The sequence below is a fragment of the Paenibacillus sp. UNC451MF genome (genome assembly GCF_000686845.1).
GTDB lineage: Bacteria > Bacillota > Bacilli > Paenibacillales > NBRC-103111 > Paenibacillus_S.
Window position 1 is genome coordinate 116,016 of sequence record NZ_JMLS01000023.1, and the last position, 13,922, is coordinate 129,937.

Sequence of the window (13,922 nt, forward strand, 5' to 3'; positions counted from 1 at the left end):
GGGGAGTGAGAAGGAGAATGAAGCTGACAAGAAGGGATTTTTTGTTAAAAGGCACGGCGCTGCTGGCTACTCTCGGACTGGGAGGTCCGATGATTTTTGCTCAGGATGGATCTCCGCTTAGCAGTACCTCCGATGATGATCAACAGAATGTAGAGTCGCCTGTCCTTGTCGTCATCCAGTTGTCCGGCGGCAATGACGGGATCAATACTCTCATTCCTTATGGTATGGGAGGCTATTTTGATGCTCGTCCAACGCTTAAAATTACGGAAAAAGAAGTGCTGGCCATTAACAATGAAGTTGGTTTGCATCCAAGTCTGGCTCACATGAATGAACTATACAAGAACGGCAAGCTAGCCATCATTCAAGGTGTGGGATATCCGAAGCCGGATCATTCTCATTTTCGTTCCATGGAAATATGGCAAACTGCAGAGCCGGAGAAATATATTCGATCCGGTTGGCTGGCACGGTATGTAGAATCATCGTTAGCCCAGTCGGCGAACCCGCTCAAAGCGCTTCAGATCGGGAACAATGCCAACAAAGCGTTTCATTCCGACACCATCAACGTCCCGGTTATTCAAACGGTAGAAACCTACAATATGTTTGATCCCAAAACGCCGAAGGCTGAACAGAACCGCTTGGCCAAAGCCTTCATGGATATGTACGATCCCAATAGGCAGGGAACACAAATCAAGATAACCTGCCAACGGGGGGCTGATGCGTACCAAAGTGTCGATGCGATTCACGGCTTGACGACCGGTTACCAAAATAAGCTGGAGTACCCGAAATCGAATATTGCTCGCGATCTCCAATTGGTCTCGAAGCTGTTGTCAGGCAAATCGGGAACCCGTGTTTTCTATTTGGAGCTAGGCGGCTTTGACGATCATGCCCAGGAGAAGGATCAGCATGCAAAGCTGTTGAAGCAGTTGGACGAAGCGGTAGGAACGTTCTACAAGGACTTAGAAGCACAGGGCTTGCAAGACCGTGTCGTCACTATGGCCTTCTCTGAGTTCGGACGAAGAGTGAAGGAGAACGGCAACGGCGGAACAGACCATGGAACGGCCGCACCAGTGCTTGTGCTTGGCGGCAAGGTGAAAGGCGGAATGTACGGCGTCATGCCGAGTCTCACGAATTTAGACAACGGAGACTTAAAGTATGAGGTCGATTTCCGCTCCGTTTATTATACATTGGTGAATAATTGGTTGAAGGGCGATACTGCAAGCGTGCTGCAAGGAAGCTACGAAAATTTGGCCTTTATTTAAATTTTTATCAATAATATATAGATTTCTGATCCGATTCATTTTCTTAAGAGAATGAATCTTTTTTTTCAGCAGGCGTCATTGCACCTCAAGCTGCTAACGCCCGCCAAGCGGAAAGCTCCCTATGATCTCATACATGGGCTGAGAATCCATATGCGTACGGTACAATACAATCTGTTGTACTGTCCAGCGAGCAGGTCTCTGGGCCGATTGTTCGGCAGTCAGGAGCAAAGCTTCTGAGAAGTCGGCTTCGCCCACATATTTCTTCGCAATGGTAATATGGGGTCTATAGGTCCGATTCTCTGCTTTAAAGCCGAGGGGCTCCATCGCTTGCTCGATTAGAGCTTGCAGGTGCCGTAGTGGCTCCATCTCGCCGTGCACGCCCACCCACAAGATTTTGGGAGCATTAGGCTTACCGAAGGTACCCAGCTCTCCTAAATCCAATCTGAACGTTTGTATGGACGCTGTGAGCTCCAATAAGGTGTCTTTTACTTTTTCCGCGGTGTCTGGGTCGGTATCTCCTAAAAAGCATAAGGTAATATGCAAATCCTCGGGATGCACCCATTTTTTAAAGGGATGCAAAGACTGGAGCTCTTCCATCTTGATTTGCAGTATGGAGCGCTGTTCAGTCATTATAGGAATAGCAATAAATAGTCGATCCTTATTCATCATCAGGCTCCTTTCATTTTTTCTTCTAAATTAAGTTATCCGGCTGTATGTGAAATATGTATCAATGATGTGAAGAATACACATAACTACTTGATGGATAGGGACAAACTTTGCTATCATACCTATATCAAATCAAAAGATGCTGATGTTAATAACAAGGTGAAGGTGTGAAACCATGACAAAACGAGCGTATAATTTTAACCCGGGTCCTGCGGCGCTTCCGTTGGAAGTATTACAGCAAGCTCAAGAGCAATTTGTAGATTATAACGGAATTGGCATGTCCTTGATGGAAATTTCCCATCGCAGTAAAGAGTATGAAGCTATCAATGCGGAAACGCAAGCTTTGCTGCTTGAGCTTTTGGGAATTGAATCTGGATATAAAGCATTGTTCATGGGCGGCGGAGCAAGCACTCAGTTTGCCACTATCCCAATGAACTTCCTGAAGCCGGGTAAAGTGGGCAGCTACATTATCACTGGTAGTTTCTCCGAAAAAGCCTACGAAGAAGGCAAAGTAGTAGGAGAAGCCGTCATCGCAGCATCCAACAAAGAAGGTAAATGGAGAAGCCTGCCAAAAGCAGCGGATATCCACATTGATCCGAACTCAGCGTATGTCCACATGACTACGAACAATACAATCGAAGGCTCCCAGTTCTCGTTCATTCCGGAAACAGGCGACATTCCATTGATCGGAGATATGACAAGCGGAATTTTGAGCCGTCCGATCGATGCGAGCAAATTCGCTATGATCTATGCGGGTGCACAAAAAAACCTCGGTCCATCAGGTGTAACCGTAGCGGTAATTCGCGACGATCTGCTGGCTGAAGAACCGAAGCACATTCCTTTCATGCTTCGCTATACAACGCATGCTAAGAACAGCTCCCTGTACAACACACCTCCGGTACACTCCATCTATATGGTGAACCTGGTGCTGAAATGGGTTAAGAACAATGGCGGCGTTGCAGCAATGGAGAAAAACAACATCGAGAAAAGCAAGCTAGTGTACGACGTCATTGATGCAAGTGGCGGCTTCTACAGCGGCAACATCGACACGGATAGCCGTTCAATCATGAACATCACCTTCCGTCTTCCGAGCGAAGAGCTGGAGAAGAAATTTGTGAAAGAGTCCGAGCAGCACAACTTCGTTGGCTTGGCGGGTCACCGCAGCGTAGGCGGTATTCGTGCTTCCGCTTATAACGCAGTACCTTACGAGGCTTGCAAAGCGTTGGCAGACTATATGATCGATTTCCAAAAACGCAACGGGTAATAAATGAAGCGGCAGTCCTTACTGCACAAGGGGGACTGTCTTTTTTTGTGACTCGGATCGGAGATGCAGACAGGCGCAGGACAATAAAAAATGAGCACCGCTACCTGAGTAAGGCGGCACTCATTTTTAACGAATAAAATCGGGTTATGCAAGGGATTCCTTCATTGCCGGTTCGGTCAGCTTGTAGCCGACATTCCGAATAGTGACAATGTATTCAGGATTTCGCGCATTGTGCTCAATTTTATCTCTCAGATGACTGATATGCACATCAACGATCCGTGTATCGCCAAGAAAGTGATAATCCCACACGCCGTGCAGCAGCTGCTGCCGGCTTAATACTTTCCCGCGGTGCTTGCAGAGGAACAGCAGCAAATCGAACTCTTTGGGTGTAAGCTCAATAGCTTGCCCGCGAATGGTAACCTCCCGCTGGTCGGCTTGAATCTCAATTTGACCTACAGCCAAAGGAGCATTGTCGACGGAGGATGGAAGTGTCTGCAGTCGGCGCAGAATAGCTTGGATTCGAGAAATCAATTCCTGAGGGCTAAACGGCTTGGTCATGTAGTCGTCGGCTCCATTATCCAGACCAGCTATTTTATCGGATAAGTCCTGCATAGCGGTCAGCATAATAATGGGAACCAGGTTGTTTTGTTCACGAAGTTTGCGGCACACTTGAATACCATCCATTTTGGGCAGCATCAGGTCCAGTACGATCACATCAGGTCGAAAATGTTGAATGGCTTGAAATACCGCTTCGCCGTCATATACGCAGTGCACCTCGAAGCCTACCAGCTTCAGGTTAAACTCTATAAGCATCGAAATGGAAGGTTCGTCGTCAACAACAAGAATTTTCTTCTTCATCCTTCGAATCTCCTTTTGTATGTTAGCATTTGATAGTTATATTATTGCAAGCTTCTATCATCCGCATATTAAGAATAGGTAAAACGAATGTTAAATTTCAAAGCTTATGTATAAAATAGTAAAGTAGAATAAACGAGGTGACTATTCGGCTATGGCGTTTCATATTGTACTGGTGGAACCGGAAATTCCGGCAAATACGGGCAACATATCAAGAACATGTGCAGCGACGGGAACTTGGCTGCATCTGGTAAGGCCGCTTGGCTTCAACACGGACGACAGAACTTTAAAGCGTGCGGGACTAGATTACTGGCACTCTGTAAAGCTTGAATATCATGATTCATTTCAAGAAGTGAAGGATAAATATAAAGACGGACGCTTCTTTTTTGCAACAACCAAGGCAAGTCGCGTTTACACAGATTTTACATTTCAGGACGGAGATTTTCTCGTGTTCGGTAAAGAGACGAAAGGATTAGCACCGGAAATTTTGGCGGAGCACCCGGAGACTTTGATGCGTATGCCGATGTCGGATGCGGTACGTTCGCTTAACTTGTCCAATTCAGCGGCGATTATTTTATATGAAGCATTGCGTCAAAACGGGTTTCCAGGGCTGACTTAAATTGCAACAATTAAGGGGGGTATGGCAGGAATTTTGACATACGCAACGAATAGTATAAAGACAAGCTTCCGTTCGTTTTAAGGCTTGGTTATACTGTTCTTTTTGTTGTGGAAAGTGAGGTGAATTAATGATGAAACCGGCAGGTGTAGTTAGAAAAGTCGACCAGTTGGGCCGTATCGTACTTCCGAAATCGCTGCGCAAACGTTATCAGATGAATGAAGGGGACCCTGTTGAAATATTAGTTAGCGGAGATCACATTATTTTGGAGAGATACCGCCCTCGGTGTGTTTTTTGCAGCTCTATGGAGCAGGTTAGCGAGTTCAAAGAGCGTCACATTTGCGCTGAATGTTTGGGAGAAATGAGCGTCCTGAAATAGAACGATGTAAGCAGTAAAAAAGCAGAAAGCATCACGGATTCCTTGAATCAAGGAGCGTGATGCTTTTTTCGATCTTAGCTTCCGGTAAACCGGAAAAGAAGATTATCTCATTATGAATCTGTAGAAAGGTCTTAATTAAAGACCTTTCGTTTTGTCATCATTATAAGATGCAGTGCACATAGCTACAATAAACATCAAGAATACTAAGTTCACAATCCAAAATGTTGCTGACATCGGCTGCACCCCCTGCACATTATTATAACCAATCACTGCCTAAAAAAATATTACCAAAATGTGAACATTTATTTAAAAAACAAGAAATGAGTGGGTAGAGGCCGTAATTTCCCGTCCGAAGGACGATTGATGATTTGTCCATCATAAATCAGGCTAGAGGAGCCTCCACCATCTAGATTGTAAGCATCCTTGACACCAAGCTGAAGGAGCTTGTCCTGCAGCTCAGCAAGCGTAGCCCCCGAATTTCCTCGTTCATCATAGCCGTCAGTGACCAAAAACAACAGTTGATCGTTCTTGAAGTTACCTACGACCGTTCTGGGCGCTCTGGCCGGCGAGGTTTGCCATTGAGGGGGGATCGCTTGCTTCTTGCCGTTCTGCAGCAGCACCGGAACGAAGGTGGCTCCGAAGGCTGGCTTCAGCTTATCCAAATCCTCTTGGCGTGAGAATCTTCCGCCGATCAGCTTCCTATTCGTGCTTAATCCAATGAAGGCAAGATCCTCGAAGGTCGGCTCAAAGCCGTATACGTACTTGCTGTTATATACCGTTGTGCTGAGCGGAAATCGCTTGCCCGTCTTGTTGTCGTCTGCGAAGCCGCCAGCATTGATACCAGCAACGGCACCATATCTCCGCGCTGCATCCAGCGTAGTCTCACTCCCACCTACGGCATCCTTCCCAAGCACCATCTTCATAGCTTTGTCGGATTTCATATTCACCTTCAAAGCATAGCCTTTATAGTTTTTATCACTAAAATTATACAGTTTCATATCGATATTGGAGCTGCTCGTTTGTCTGGCGACACTGCCGCCGAGCTTGGTCATAATGCGTGAATCGAAGACTGCATTAGGCTTAGCAGAAGCTGCGTCAGCTGTTGCCACCATGGCCGTGACGTCTGATGCGCTTTTATCATAAAGCTGAAAGAATCGCTCAATCGTCGATTTGGTTTGCGTTGCGTCGACTTTGGCCTTGTCCAGCTGCTGAGCCGAGGCTTCTAGCTGAGTCTGAATCGAAAAGTCGGTTTTGGCGAACCGCTGCAGGTCCGGAAGCTGAACCGACTGCTGAGTACAAAGTAAAAAGATCATAATACCGATAAAAGGCGCTATCGCCAATAACAGAGTACGGTTTATAAGTTGAATAGGATTATTCATGAGGCTCTCCTTATTGCAGTACATCCAGGTTTTTCTTCAACTCATCGAGCTTGTTCTTCACTTCATTAAGCTGTGTGTACAGCTGATTGCTGTTATCGGTCTTATTGTTGGCGCTATCCTTAGTAAATGCGAGCAGCTCGTTCAACGAGTCGATTTTTCCTTGCATCTTCGTAAGGTCGCCGCTAACGCTCTCTTTTAGCTGGGCAATTTGCTTCTGATAGTCCTCCTGCACAGCCTTCAGCTGCACTTCGGTCTGCTGGGCAATCTCCGCGGCGATCTGCTGTCGCAGATGATCCGTATATAGCTTGGCGCCGAGCGCACCCAGCGCGATGAGCAGCGTCCATCCCATAAATAGAAATACGTATGTTTTTTTTCTTCCTTTAGCCGGTTTGCTTTTTCGCACCACAAGCTGCTCGGAAGCAGGTTCGATGGGCGTATTCATGGTTGATTCACCTTCCTGTACTCGTTAGGTGAGAGGCCAACCGTCTTTTTAAACACTTTACTGAAATATTTCTCATCATCGTAGCCTACCATCTCGGCGACCTGAGCAATCCTTAGATGAGGATTTAACAGGAGAAGCTTCGCTTTCTCAACACGAATGTCACTAAGATAATCGGATAAATTGACTTTAAACTCTTGTTTGAATTTACGGGAAATATATTCACGGCTTAAATAGAAATGATTGGCAATCTCTTGAAGCGTAATATCCTGATGATAATGGTTTTGAATATACTTTGCAATCTCATAAATGACGTTCTGATCTCGATGCTGATGCTCAAGCAAATGCTTGGACAGCTCAGTTAAACTCTCGGTCAATTGCTTCTTCCACAATGGAATGGACAGGGAACCCGTCTCATCCGAAGGGATAAAGAAGGGAGCGGAGTTCATTGAGGTTTGTAGGACTGGCGGCTGATCCCCGAACCATTCTGCCAGCCATCGGCTGCGCAGGACGTTGTATTCGCTCCACCATAGCTCCAACTGCTCCAAAGTGATGGAGTCCAGCTTGCCAACAGCTGCAATCCATTCTTCAACCGACTTGCTGATTTGCTCGGGACTGCCGCTTTGGACAGCTAGACGGATCCGCTCCGCATAATCACTAAATGAAATCACAGTTTGCTGAGTAGGCAGCGGGTCTGGAAGCAGATGCACCTGCTTCTGCTTGGACAATAGGTTACGTCTACGCAAAGCGGTGCGCGCATCTTTGTAAGCTGGGGGCAAGCCGCTCGGAAACGGCTGAACACGGCCGATGCCGATATCGAAGCTGCTGCGCAGCGCAGATTTCATACCCTGTTGAATGGAAGAGAGAATCTGGTTCCATGAATCATCGGAGCCGAACAGCAGAAGAATGATTTCTCCTTCGCTGTTCCAGTAACGATAGGCAATCCCGCGTTGGCCTGCTCGTAATATTTCATTACATATATTCGTAATGGAAAAGAATAATAGGTCTGAATTGGCATCGAACTTCTTTTTGAGCGCTGCGTTCATGGTATCCAGGGTCATAATGGCTAATCGGCATTCTTTGACGTTGCGGTCCAAGCCGAATTCCTGGCTCAAAGCCGCAGCCGAGGCTTCATAAGCAGATGGCTCGGCAATCAGATTAGATAGTAATTTCTCCCAATAGACGGGGCGGAATTGGTTCATCTCGATATTGCTCTGCCGCTGCCGGTGGCGCTCGTTCTCATCGCGAATCCAGCTTTCCAAAGCTTTGCTGACCGCAGCATGGAGCTGCTCAGCGTCGATAGGCTTCAATATGTAATCGACACCCCCGTGCTTGACGGTATGCCGCACCAATTGAAAATCATCATGCCCGCTGATGACGATCGTTTTGCCGCAAGCGTAATGGGCGGCGAGCCACTCCAGCAGCTCTAGACCGCTTTTGACCGGCATCATCATGTCCGTAAAAATAAGCTGAGGCTGATGCTCACGGATCAGCTCAATCGCTTCTTCGCCGTCCTGGGCTTCGAAAAGGGCATCGATCCCGAAATACTTCCAGTCTACAAGCAGTTTGACTGCTTCCCGGACATGCTTCTCGTCGTCTACAATGATGGCTTTCATGCTGAAGTTCCTCCTAAACAGCCTCTACATGTGCAGAAGCGATACTAACTGAGATTTGGTGCATGCAGTGGGATCGTGATCGTCACCTTCAACCCGGACGGGCTGCAGGCATCTATGTTCATAGCTGCCCCAGGGAAGTAGAGTTGCAGCCTTGAGCTTACGTTAAGCAGTCCGATACTCTCCGACGGCTCCGCCGCTGCGTTCATGTGCTTGCTCAACTGCTTTTGCAGCTTGGTAAGCTGCTCCACTTCCATACCTTTCCCGTTGTCTTCAACAATAAGCTCCAGCTGCTGACGCTCTTTAAGCGATCCGGCAATGAGCAGACTGTTTAACTTCTCCCGAGGGTCGAAGCCATGCTTGAAATAGTTTTCGACTAACGGCTGAAGAATCATCTTGGGTACCATGATATCCAGCGTATCATCATCCACCTCGAATGAAACGGATAGATCATTTTCAAAGCGCTGCATTTGCAGCTGCAAGTACGACTTCACATGATCCAGTTCCTGCTTGAGCGGGACGATCGTTTCATTTGTATTCATACTGTATCTCATCATTTTGGCCAAAGACGAAAGCAGTGAATAGATCTTGGGTGCCTGGTGCTGCAGCGCAAGCGTCCCTATCGACTGAAGGCTGTTATATAAGAAATGCGGGTTGATCTGCGCCTGCAGTGCCTTCAATTGGTTCGTCTTATTAGCTAAATCGAGCTTGTATTCACTCAAAATCAAGTTGTTGATCGTCTGCATCATGAGACGGAAGCGACGCGCGAGAATACCGATCTCATCATTACTGCTCACTTGAATATCGACCTGCATGTTGCCGGTCTGAATTTTGTTGATATAACCGATCAAATTTTTGATCGGCGCCGTGAACCGGAACGAAATATAGAGGGTTGCCGAGATGACGACGATCAAGAACAAGCTGAAAATGAGTGTATTGATTTTCGTAAGCTCTCGTGCATTTTTGTACAAGCTTTCGTACGGAATCCGTTTCACCAACGTCCAATTCATGTATGGCGTCGACATGCGTTCGTAAATATGTATGCCAGAGAATGGCTTGCTCTTCCACTCGAAGCTTCCTTTGCTTGCAGGCATTGCCATTAGATGATCCACCCATTCTTCATGCAGCACATGTCCCACCGCAGCAGGATCTGTCCCGTAGACGACCGTTCCGTCGCTATCCAGTATGTACAGCTCATCTTGCCCAGGCGTATACAATTGCTCGCTAATGGAGCGTATGACATCCACGCTGAAATCAATGGACAGAATCCCCAGCTCCTGCTGCGTCAGAGCATTTCGGATGGAACGGTGAAGTGTAATAACGGATGATGGAGGGACGTAAAAGATACCTCCCATCTTGTAATCATGAATGAGATGAGTCGGCTCCAGACGAAGCTCGGAGTTCAGCATATCGGGATGGTACTTGTCTCTTGCACCTTCGTTACGCAATGGATTACCAAGTAATATGGAGAACGAACGATCGCTTTGAGCGATATATAAATACGTCTGTTTGATCTCCTTAACCGAGTTGAACAAGGTTTGCAGCCCTCTGGATATTTCGCTGATGCTAATATAATCCGAATCTCCGCTCTCGATAATTTTGTACAGCGTTGTGTCGTTGTACACCGATAAGGAACTCTGCTCGATCACCCTGAGGTAGTTCATAATATTCGTCTTTCCCTGGTAGATGAGGTTCGAGTTGCTTGCTATCGTTTCTCCCGAAATGGACTGCTTAGTGAAAAAATAGGTAATGACCATCGAAGTGGAGATCGGAATGATCGTAGCGGCGAGCAAAAATATGATCAGCCTATTGCGAATGCTGTTACGAATCATAGACGGCCCCCTTCGTGATCTTATCTGAATGCCAAGTTTATTGTAACAAGCGACATCAATAAATTCCACCTGATGGGTCACCATAATCGGTGTTTTTCAACCGCATTCGTTTCTATACTAGGGTTATACTTATCAAAAGGGGGAAAGATGCTATGAAAGCTAAGCATCGCTTGTCGGATTGGATGCTCCAGACGGTATTCGTCGGTCCGGCGCTCGTCTTTTTCTCCATTATCGTGATCGTACCGTTTCTAATGAGCATTTATTATTCGTTTACCGAATGGAACGGAGTCACTTCGACGATCAAATGGATAGGACTCGATAACTTCAAAAAAATTATAGTGGACGATAAAGATTTTCACTCGTCTTTCTGGTTTACAGCCAAGTTCACCATCACGAACGTGGTGCTTGCGAATGTGGTCGGCTTCTCATTAGCGCTTCTGCTGACACAGGCACTGAAATCCCGAAATATTTTACGTACAGTATTCTTTATGCCTAACGTCATTGGGGGCTTGCTGCTCGGCTTCATCTGGCAATTCATTTTTGTCAAAGGGTTTGCAACGATCGGCGAGGCGACGAATATCGGATTTTTCCAGCTGCCTTGGCTCGGAGATGCGCCAACTGCTTTCTGGGGTCTTGTGATTGTGAGTGTATGGCAAACCGCAGGTTATTTGATGGTTATCTACATTGCGGCGCTGGCAAATGTGCCGAAAGATATTATAGAAGCGGCCTATATCGATGGTGCAAGCCGTTGGCAAACGCTTCGCCGCATTACGATTCCGCTGATTATGCCGGCTGTCACCGTGTGTTTGTTCCTGACGATCTCGTGGGCGTTCAAAATGTACGACCTTAACGTATCGCTGACAAAAGGCGGACCGTTTAACTCAACACAATCTGTTGCGCTTAACATCTACGATGAGGCGTTCCGTAATAACCGGTACGGACTAGGGACGGCCAAAGCGTTTATATTCTTTATCGTGGTGGCACTCATTACGATGGTTCAAGTTTGGATGACGAAGAAGAAGGAGGTTGAAGTGTAATGGAAGCGAAACACACTTACAATCTTCGCTTGCTATCGTTGGAAATTATCGGTATTATCGTTGGATTGCTGTTTTTGGTCCCATTTTATTTTGTTATCGTCAACTCCATGAAAAGCTTCGGTGAGCTGCTGATCAACTCTGCCAGCCTGCCGCAGTCTCTCAATTTCAGCAATTACGTTAAAGTATGGGGGATCATGAAGTTTCCGCAAGCATTCTGGAATTCGCTGCTCATTACGGTATTCAGCAACCTTGGGCTTGTCGTGATCAGCTCGTTGGCCGCCTATCGATTGGTCAGAGTTCCGTCACGCTTCAATAATCTGGTGTTTCTTGCCTTTGTCGCAGCAATGGTCATCCCGTTCCAATCGATTATGATTCCATTGGTGCGTGTAGCCAGTGAAGTTGGTCTTATGGACAGCATTCCCGGCCTTGTCATTTGTTATTTTGGCTTTGGAGTTTCACTCAACGTATTTTTGTATCATGGATTTATTAAATCGATTCCTTTGGAAGTAGAGGAATCAGCCACGGTGGACGGTTGCTCCCCATTGGGCGTATTTTGGAAGATTGTATTCCCGCTGCTGAAGCCAATGACTGTGACGGTTATTCTTCTGAACAGCTTATGGATTTGGAACGACTTCCTGCTTCCGATGCTTATATTGAACAGTCCCGATTTGCGGACGATTCCATTGACCACCTATTCGTTCTTCGGTCAATATACGAAGCAATGGGATTTAGCTCTCGCGGCACTCGTACTCGGTGTTATTCCGATCGTACTGTTTTTCCTGGCGATGCAAAAGCATATTATCGAAGGCATTACGGCCGGCTCTGTGAAAGGGTAAAACATTGTAGATGGATTTGAATTGGATCCGGTTACAGTCGGTCAATAGGTTACACCTTTTCGTTCAATATAGTCCGTGTTCGCAGTAACCATTATTTTTTACAATAAAAGCGTAAACACCAAACAATAAATATAGACGCTTCATAGAAACTATCAACTTTAAGGGAGGCTTCTCTAATGAAAAAGAAGATTGCAATATTAGGCTTGACCACGGTAATGCTAGGCTCCTTACTAGCTGGCTGCGCGAAGAGTGATCCGGCTCCTGGAGCTGGAGGCACGACTGGCGGCGATGCCGGAGCAAAAAAAGTAACGCTCAAGATGTTCCAATTCAAGGTTGAAATCGCTGAGCCATTGGCTAAGCTTGCCGCTGAATATGAGAAAGCAAACCCAGGGGTAAAGATTCAAATCGATACAGTAGGCGGAGGCTCGGACTATGGAGCTGCGCTTATGGCAAAGTTTAACTCGGGGGATAAGCCGGATATTTTCAACAATGGCGGCTTCTCCGACCTGGATAAATGGATCGAGCATTTGGAAGACTTGTCTGATCAGCCATGGGTTAAAGATATGGTTCCTGTAGCAAAAGAGCCAATGACCAAAAACGGCAAGCTGTACGGTCAGCCGTTGAACTTGGAAGGCTATGGCTTCTTGTATAATAAAGACTTATTTACTCAAGCAGGCATTACGGAGCTGCCTAAGACGCTGACTCAGCTGGAAGCTGCGGCTAAGAAGCTGCAGGATAAAGGCATTCAGCCTTTCGTGAACGGCTATGGAGAATGGTGGGTACTGGGCAATCACTTCGTCAACATTCCATTTGCTCAACAGCCTGATCCTAATGCATTTATCGACGGCTTGAATAAAGGTACAGCCAAGATTCAAGGCAATGCGGGATTCGAGAACTGGATGAAGCTGTTTGATCTTCAGTTGAAATACGGCAATAAAAACCCGCTGCAAACCGACTACAAAACGCAAGTAACTGAGTTTGCAACAGGCAAAGCCGCTATGACGCAGCAAGGTAACTGGACACAGCTGCAAATTACGCAAACAAACCCTAACATTAAAGTAGGCTTCCTGCCGATGCCGATCAGCGACGATGCCGCAGCTAACGATAAGCTTCCAGTCGGCGTACCTAATAACTGGGTTATTAACAAAAACTCGCCTAACAAAGAAGAAGCTAAGAAGTTCCTTAACTGGATGGTTACTTCCGATATCGGTAAGAAGTATATTACGGAGGAATTCAAGTTCATTCCTGCCTTCACGAACATTCCGGCTGACGAGAAAATCTTAGGTCCATTGGCCGCAGATATTATCAAATACAGCAAAGAAAACAAGACGCTCAGCTGGAACTGGTTTAAGTTCCCGGGCGGAGAGGCGAGCAGCCAGAAGTTTGCCGCTGCGATGCAGGCTTATGTTGCTAAGCAAAAAACGAAGGACCAAATGCTCGAAGAGTTCCAAAAAACATGGGATAGCCTGAAAAAATAATATTACTAACTTAGACCTCGGCGGAAGCCGGGGTCTTTTATTTTTTAAAAGAAGCTTTATGACGGAAAGTGGGGGATCTTTCAATTGTCTAAGAACTGATAACTTACAGAAAAAGTATGGGGATACCCTATCGGAGCAGCACTAACTATGAATGTAGTTATACTCAGAAATTTTAGGCACCGAAATAAGTCGGGTCTTTGATGTGCAAAAGAACTTGGATACCAGGGAACTATTTTACAGCAAAGCGAGCATTAGGAAGCAATGGGGAC

13 protein-coding genes are annotated in these 13,922 nt (G+C 46.4%); 7 read left to right on the forward strand and 6 right to left on the reverse strand.

All coding sequences use genetic code 11. From position 1 onward, the window contains the following. Positions 1 to 17: 17 nt before the first annotated feature. The gene (locus tag BP97_RS0122675) at positions 18 to 1,259 is read left to right on the forward strand and encodes a DUF1501 domain-containing protein (RefSeq protein ID WP_028551168.1); all 1,242 of its coding nucleotides are present in this window, start codon (positions 18 to 20) and stop codon (positions 1,257 to 1,259) included. A 93-nt stretch (positions 1,260 to 1,352) separates the two neighbouring features. On the opposite strand, the gene thpR is transcribed toward BP97_RS0122675, so the two are convergent. After that, positions 1,353 to 1,925, reverse strand: coding sequence for an RNA 2',3'-cyclic phosphodiesterase (gene thpR, locus BP97_RS0122680; RefSeq protein ID WP_051620883.1), 573 nt, complete (start codon positions 1,923 to 1,925; stop codon positions 1,353 to 1,355). Positions 1,926 to 2,100: 175 nt separating this feature from the next. Between thpR and serC the strand changes: the two genes are divergently transcribed. Then, positions 2,101 to 3,189 (forward strand): 3-phosphoserine/phosphohydroxythreonine transaminase, encoded by a 1,089-nt coding sequence (gene serC / locus BP97_RS0122685; protein WP_028551170.1) that lies wholly within the window; start codon positions 2,101 to 2,103, stop codon positions 3,187 to 3,189. 144 nt (positions 3,190 to 3,333) lie between these two features. Here the strand turns inward: serC and BP97_RS0122690 are convergent, their stop codons facing one another. After that, on the reverse strand, positions 3,334 to 4,047 hold the full coding sequence (locus tag BP97_RS0122690) for a response regulator transcription factor (protein WP_028551171.1): 714 nt from the start codon (positions 4,045 to 4,047) through the stop codon (positions 3,334 to 3,336). 151 nt (positions 4,048 to 4,198) lie between these two features. On the opposite strand from BP97_RS0122690, the gene trmL reads away from it, so the two are divergent. Both trmL and BP97_RS0122700 read left to right on the forward strand, forming a co-directional pair. Further along, entirely contained in the window at positions 4,199 to 4,663 is a 465-nt protein-coding gene (gene trmL / locus BP97_RS0122695) for a tRNA (uridine(34)/cytosine(34)/5-carboxymethylaminomethyluridine(34)-2'-O)-methyltransferase TrmL (RefSeq protein ID WP_028551172.1), read from the forward strand. A gap of 130 nt (positions 4,664 to 4,793) precedes the next feature. After that, positions 4,794 to 5,039: an AbrB/MazE/SpoVT family DNA-binding domain-containing protein gene (locus tag BP97_RS0122700; protein WP_028551173.1), complete on the forward strand. Its 246-nt coding sequence runs from the start codon at positions 4,794 to 4,796 to the stop codon at positions 5,037 to 5,039. Between the two features lie 302 nt (positions 5,040 to 5,341). Here BP97_RS0122700 and BP97_RS0122710 read toward each other — a convergent pair whose 3' ends face one another. Genes BP97_RS0122710 through BP97_RS0122725 form a run of 4 tightly spaced genes read right to left on the reverse strand, consistent with a single transcriptional unit; the run spans position 5,342 to position 10,302 of the window. Beyond that, positions 5,342 to 6,418, reverse strand: a complete 1,077-nt coding sequence (locus BP97_RS0122710) for a phosphodiester glycosidase family protein (RefSeq protein ID WP_028551174.1) — start codon at positions 6,416 to 6,418, stop codon at positions 5,342 to 5,344. A gap of 10 nt (positions 6,419 to 6,428) precedes the next feature. Then, positions 6,429 to 6,860 (reverse strand): hypothetical protein, encoded by a 432-nt coding sequence (locus BP97_RS0122715; protein WP_028551175.1) that lies wholly within the window; start codon positions 6,858 to 6,860, stop codon positions 6,429 to 6,431. Beyond that, positions 6,857 to 8,473: a response regulator gene (locus tag BP97_RS0122720; protein ID WP_028551176.1), complete on the reverse strand. Its 1,617-nt coding sequence runs from the start codon at positions 8,471 to 8,473 to the stop codon at positions 6,857 to 6,859. Before BP97_RS0122720 ends, BP97_RS0122715 begins: the two co-directional genes overlap by 4 nt. Positions 8,474 to 8,517: 44 nt before the next feature. Further along, complete coding sequence (locus BP97_RS0122725; protein ID WP_028551177.1) at positions 8,518 to 10,302, reverse strand: cache domain-containing sensor histidine kinase; 1,785 nt, start codon at positions 10,300 to 10,302, stop codon at positions 8,518 to 8,520. A 152-nt stretch (positions 10,303 to 10,454) separates the two neighbouring features. On the opposite strand from BP97_RS0122725, the gene BP97_RS0122730 reads away from it, so the two are divergent. From BP97_RS0122730 to BP97_RS0122740, 3 genes are all read left to right on the forward strand, one after another. Continuing rightward, positions 10,455 to 11,339, forward strand: coding sequence for a carbohydrate ABC transporter permease (locus tag BP97_RS0122730; protein ID WP_028551178.1), 885 nt, complete (start codon positions 10,455 to 10,457; stop codon positions 11,337 to 11,339). Continuing rightward, complete coding sequence (locus BP97_RS0122735) at positions 11,339 to 12,175, forward strand: carbohydrate ABC transporter permease (protein WP_028551179.1); 837 nt, start codon at positions 11,339 to 11,341, stop codon at positions 12,173 to 12,175. The genes BP97_RS0122730 and BP97_RS0122735 overlap by 1 nt, the downstream gene beginning before the upstream one ends. A gap of 176 nt (positions 12,176 to 12,351) precedes the next feature. Then, positions 12,352 to 13,653, forward strand: coding sequence for an ABC transporter substrate-binding protein (locus BP97_RS0122740; protein ID WP_028551180.1), 1,302 nt, complete (start codon positions 12,352 to 12,354; stop codon positions 13,651 to 13,653). The last annotated feature ends 269 nt before the right edge of the window (positions 13,654 to 13,922 follow it).

Coding starts and splice junctions, on each gene's coding strand:
- BP97_RS0122675 (WP_028551168.1), top strand. CDS start 18: ATGAAGCTGACAAGAAGGGATTTTTTGTTAAAAGGCACGGCGCTGCTG.
- thpR (WP_051620883.1), bottom strand. CDS start 1,925: ATGAATAAGGATCGACTATTTATTGCTATTCCTATAATGACTGAACAG.
- serC (WP_028551170.1), top strand. CDS start 2,101: ATGACAAAACGAGCGTATAATTTTAACCCGGGTCCTGCGGCGCTTCCG.
- BP97_RS0122690 (WP_028551171.1), bottom strand. CDS start 4,047: ATGAAGAAGAAAATTCTTGTTGTTGACGACGAACCTTCCATTTCGATG.
- trmL (WP_028551172.1), top strand. CDS start 4,199: ATGGCGTTTCATATTGTACTGGTGGAACCGGAAATTCCGGCAAATACG.
- BP97_RS0122700 (WP_028551173.1), top strand. CDS start 4,794: ATGAAACCGGCAGGTGTAGTTAGAAAAGTCGACCAGTTGGGCCGTATC.
- BP97_RS0122710 (WP_028551174.1), bottom strand. CDS start 6,418: ATGAATAATCCTATTCAACTTATAAACCGTACTCTGTTATTGGCGATA.
- BP97_RS0122715 (WP_028551175.1), bottom strand. CDS start 6,860: ATGAATACGCCCATCGAACCTGCTTCCGAGCAGCTTGTGGTGCGAAAA.
- BP97_RS0122720 (WP_028551176.1), bottom strand. CDS start 8,473: ATGAAAGCCATCATTGTAGACGACGAGAAGCATGTCCGGGAAGCAGTC.
- BP97_RS0122725 (WP_028551177.1), bottom strand. CDS start 10,302: ATGATTCGTAACAGCATTCGCAATAGGCTGATCATATTTTTGCTCGCC.
- BP97_RS0122730 (WP_028551178.1), top strand. CDS start 10,455: ATGAAAGCTAAGCATCGCTTGTCGGATTGGATGCTCCAGACGGTATTC.
- BP97_RS0122735 (WP_028551179.1), top strand. CDS start 11,339: ATGGAAGCGAAACACACTTACAATCTTCGCTTGCTATCGTTGGAAATT.
- BP97_RS0122740 (WP_028551180.1), top strand. CDS start 12,352: ATGAAAAAGAAGATTGCAATATTAGGCTTGACCACGGTAATGCTAGGC.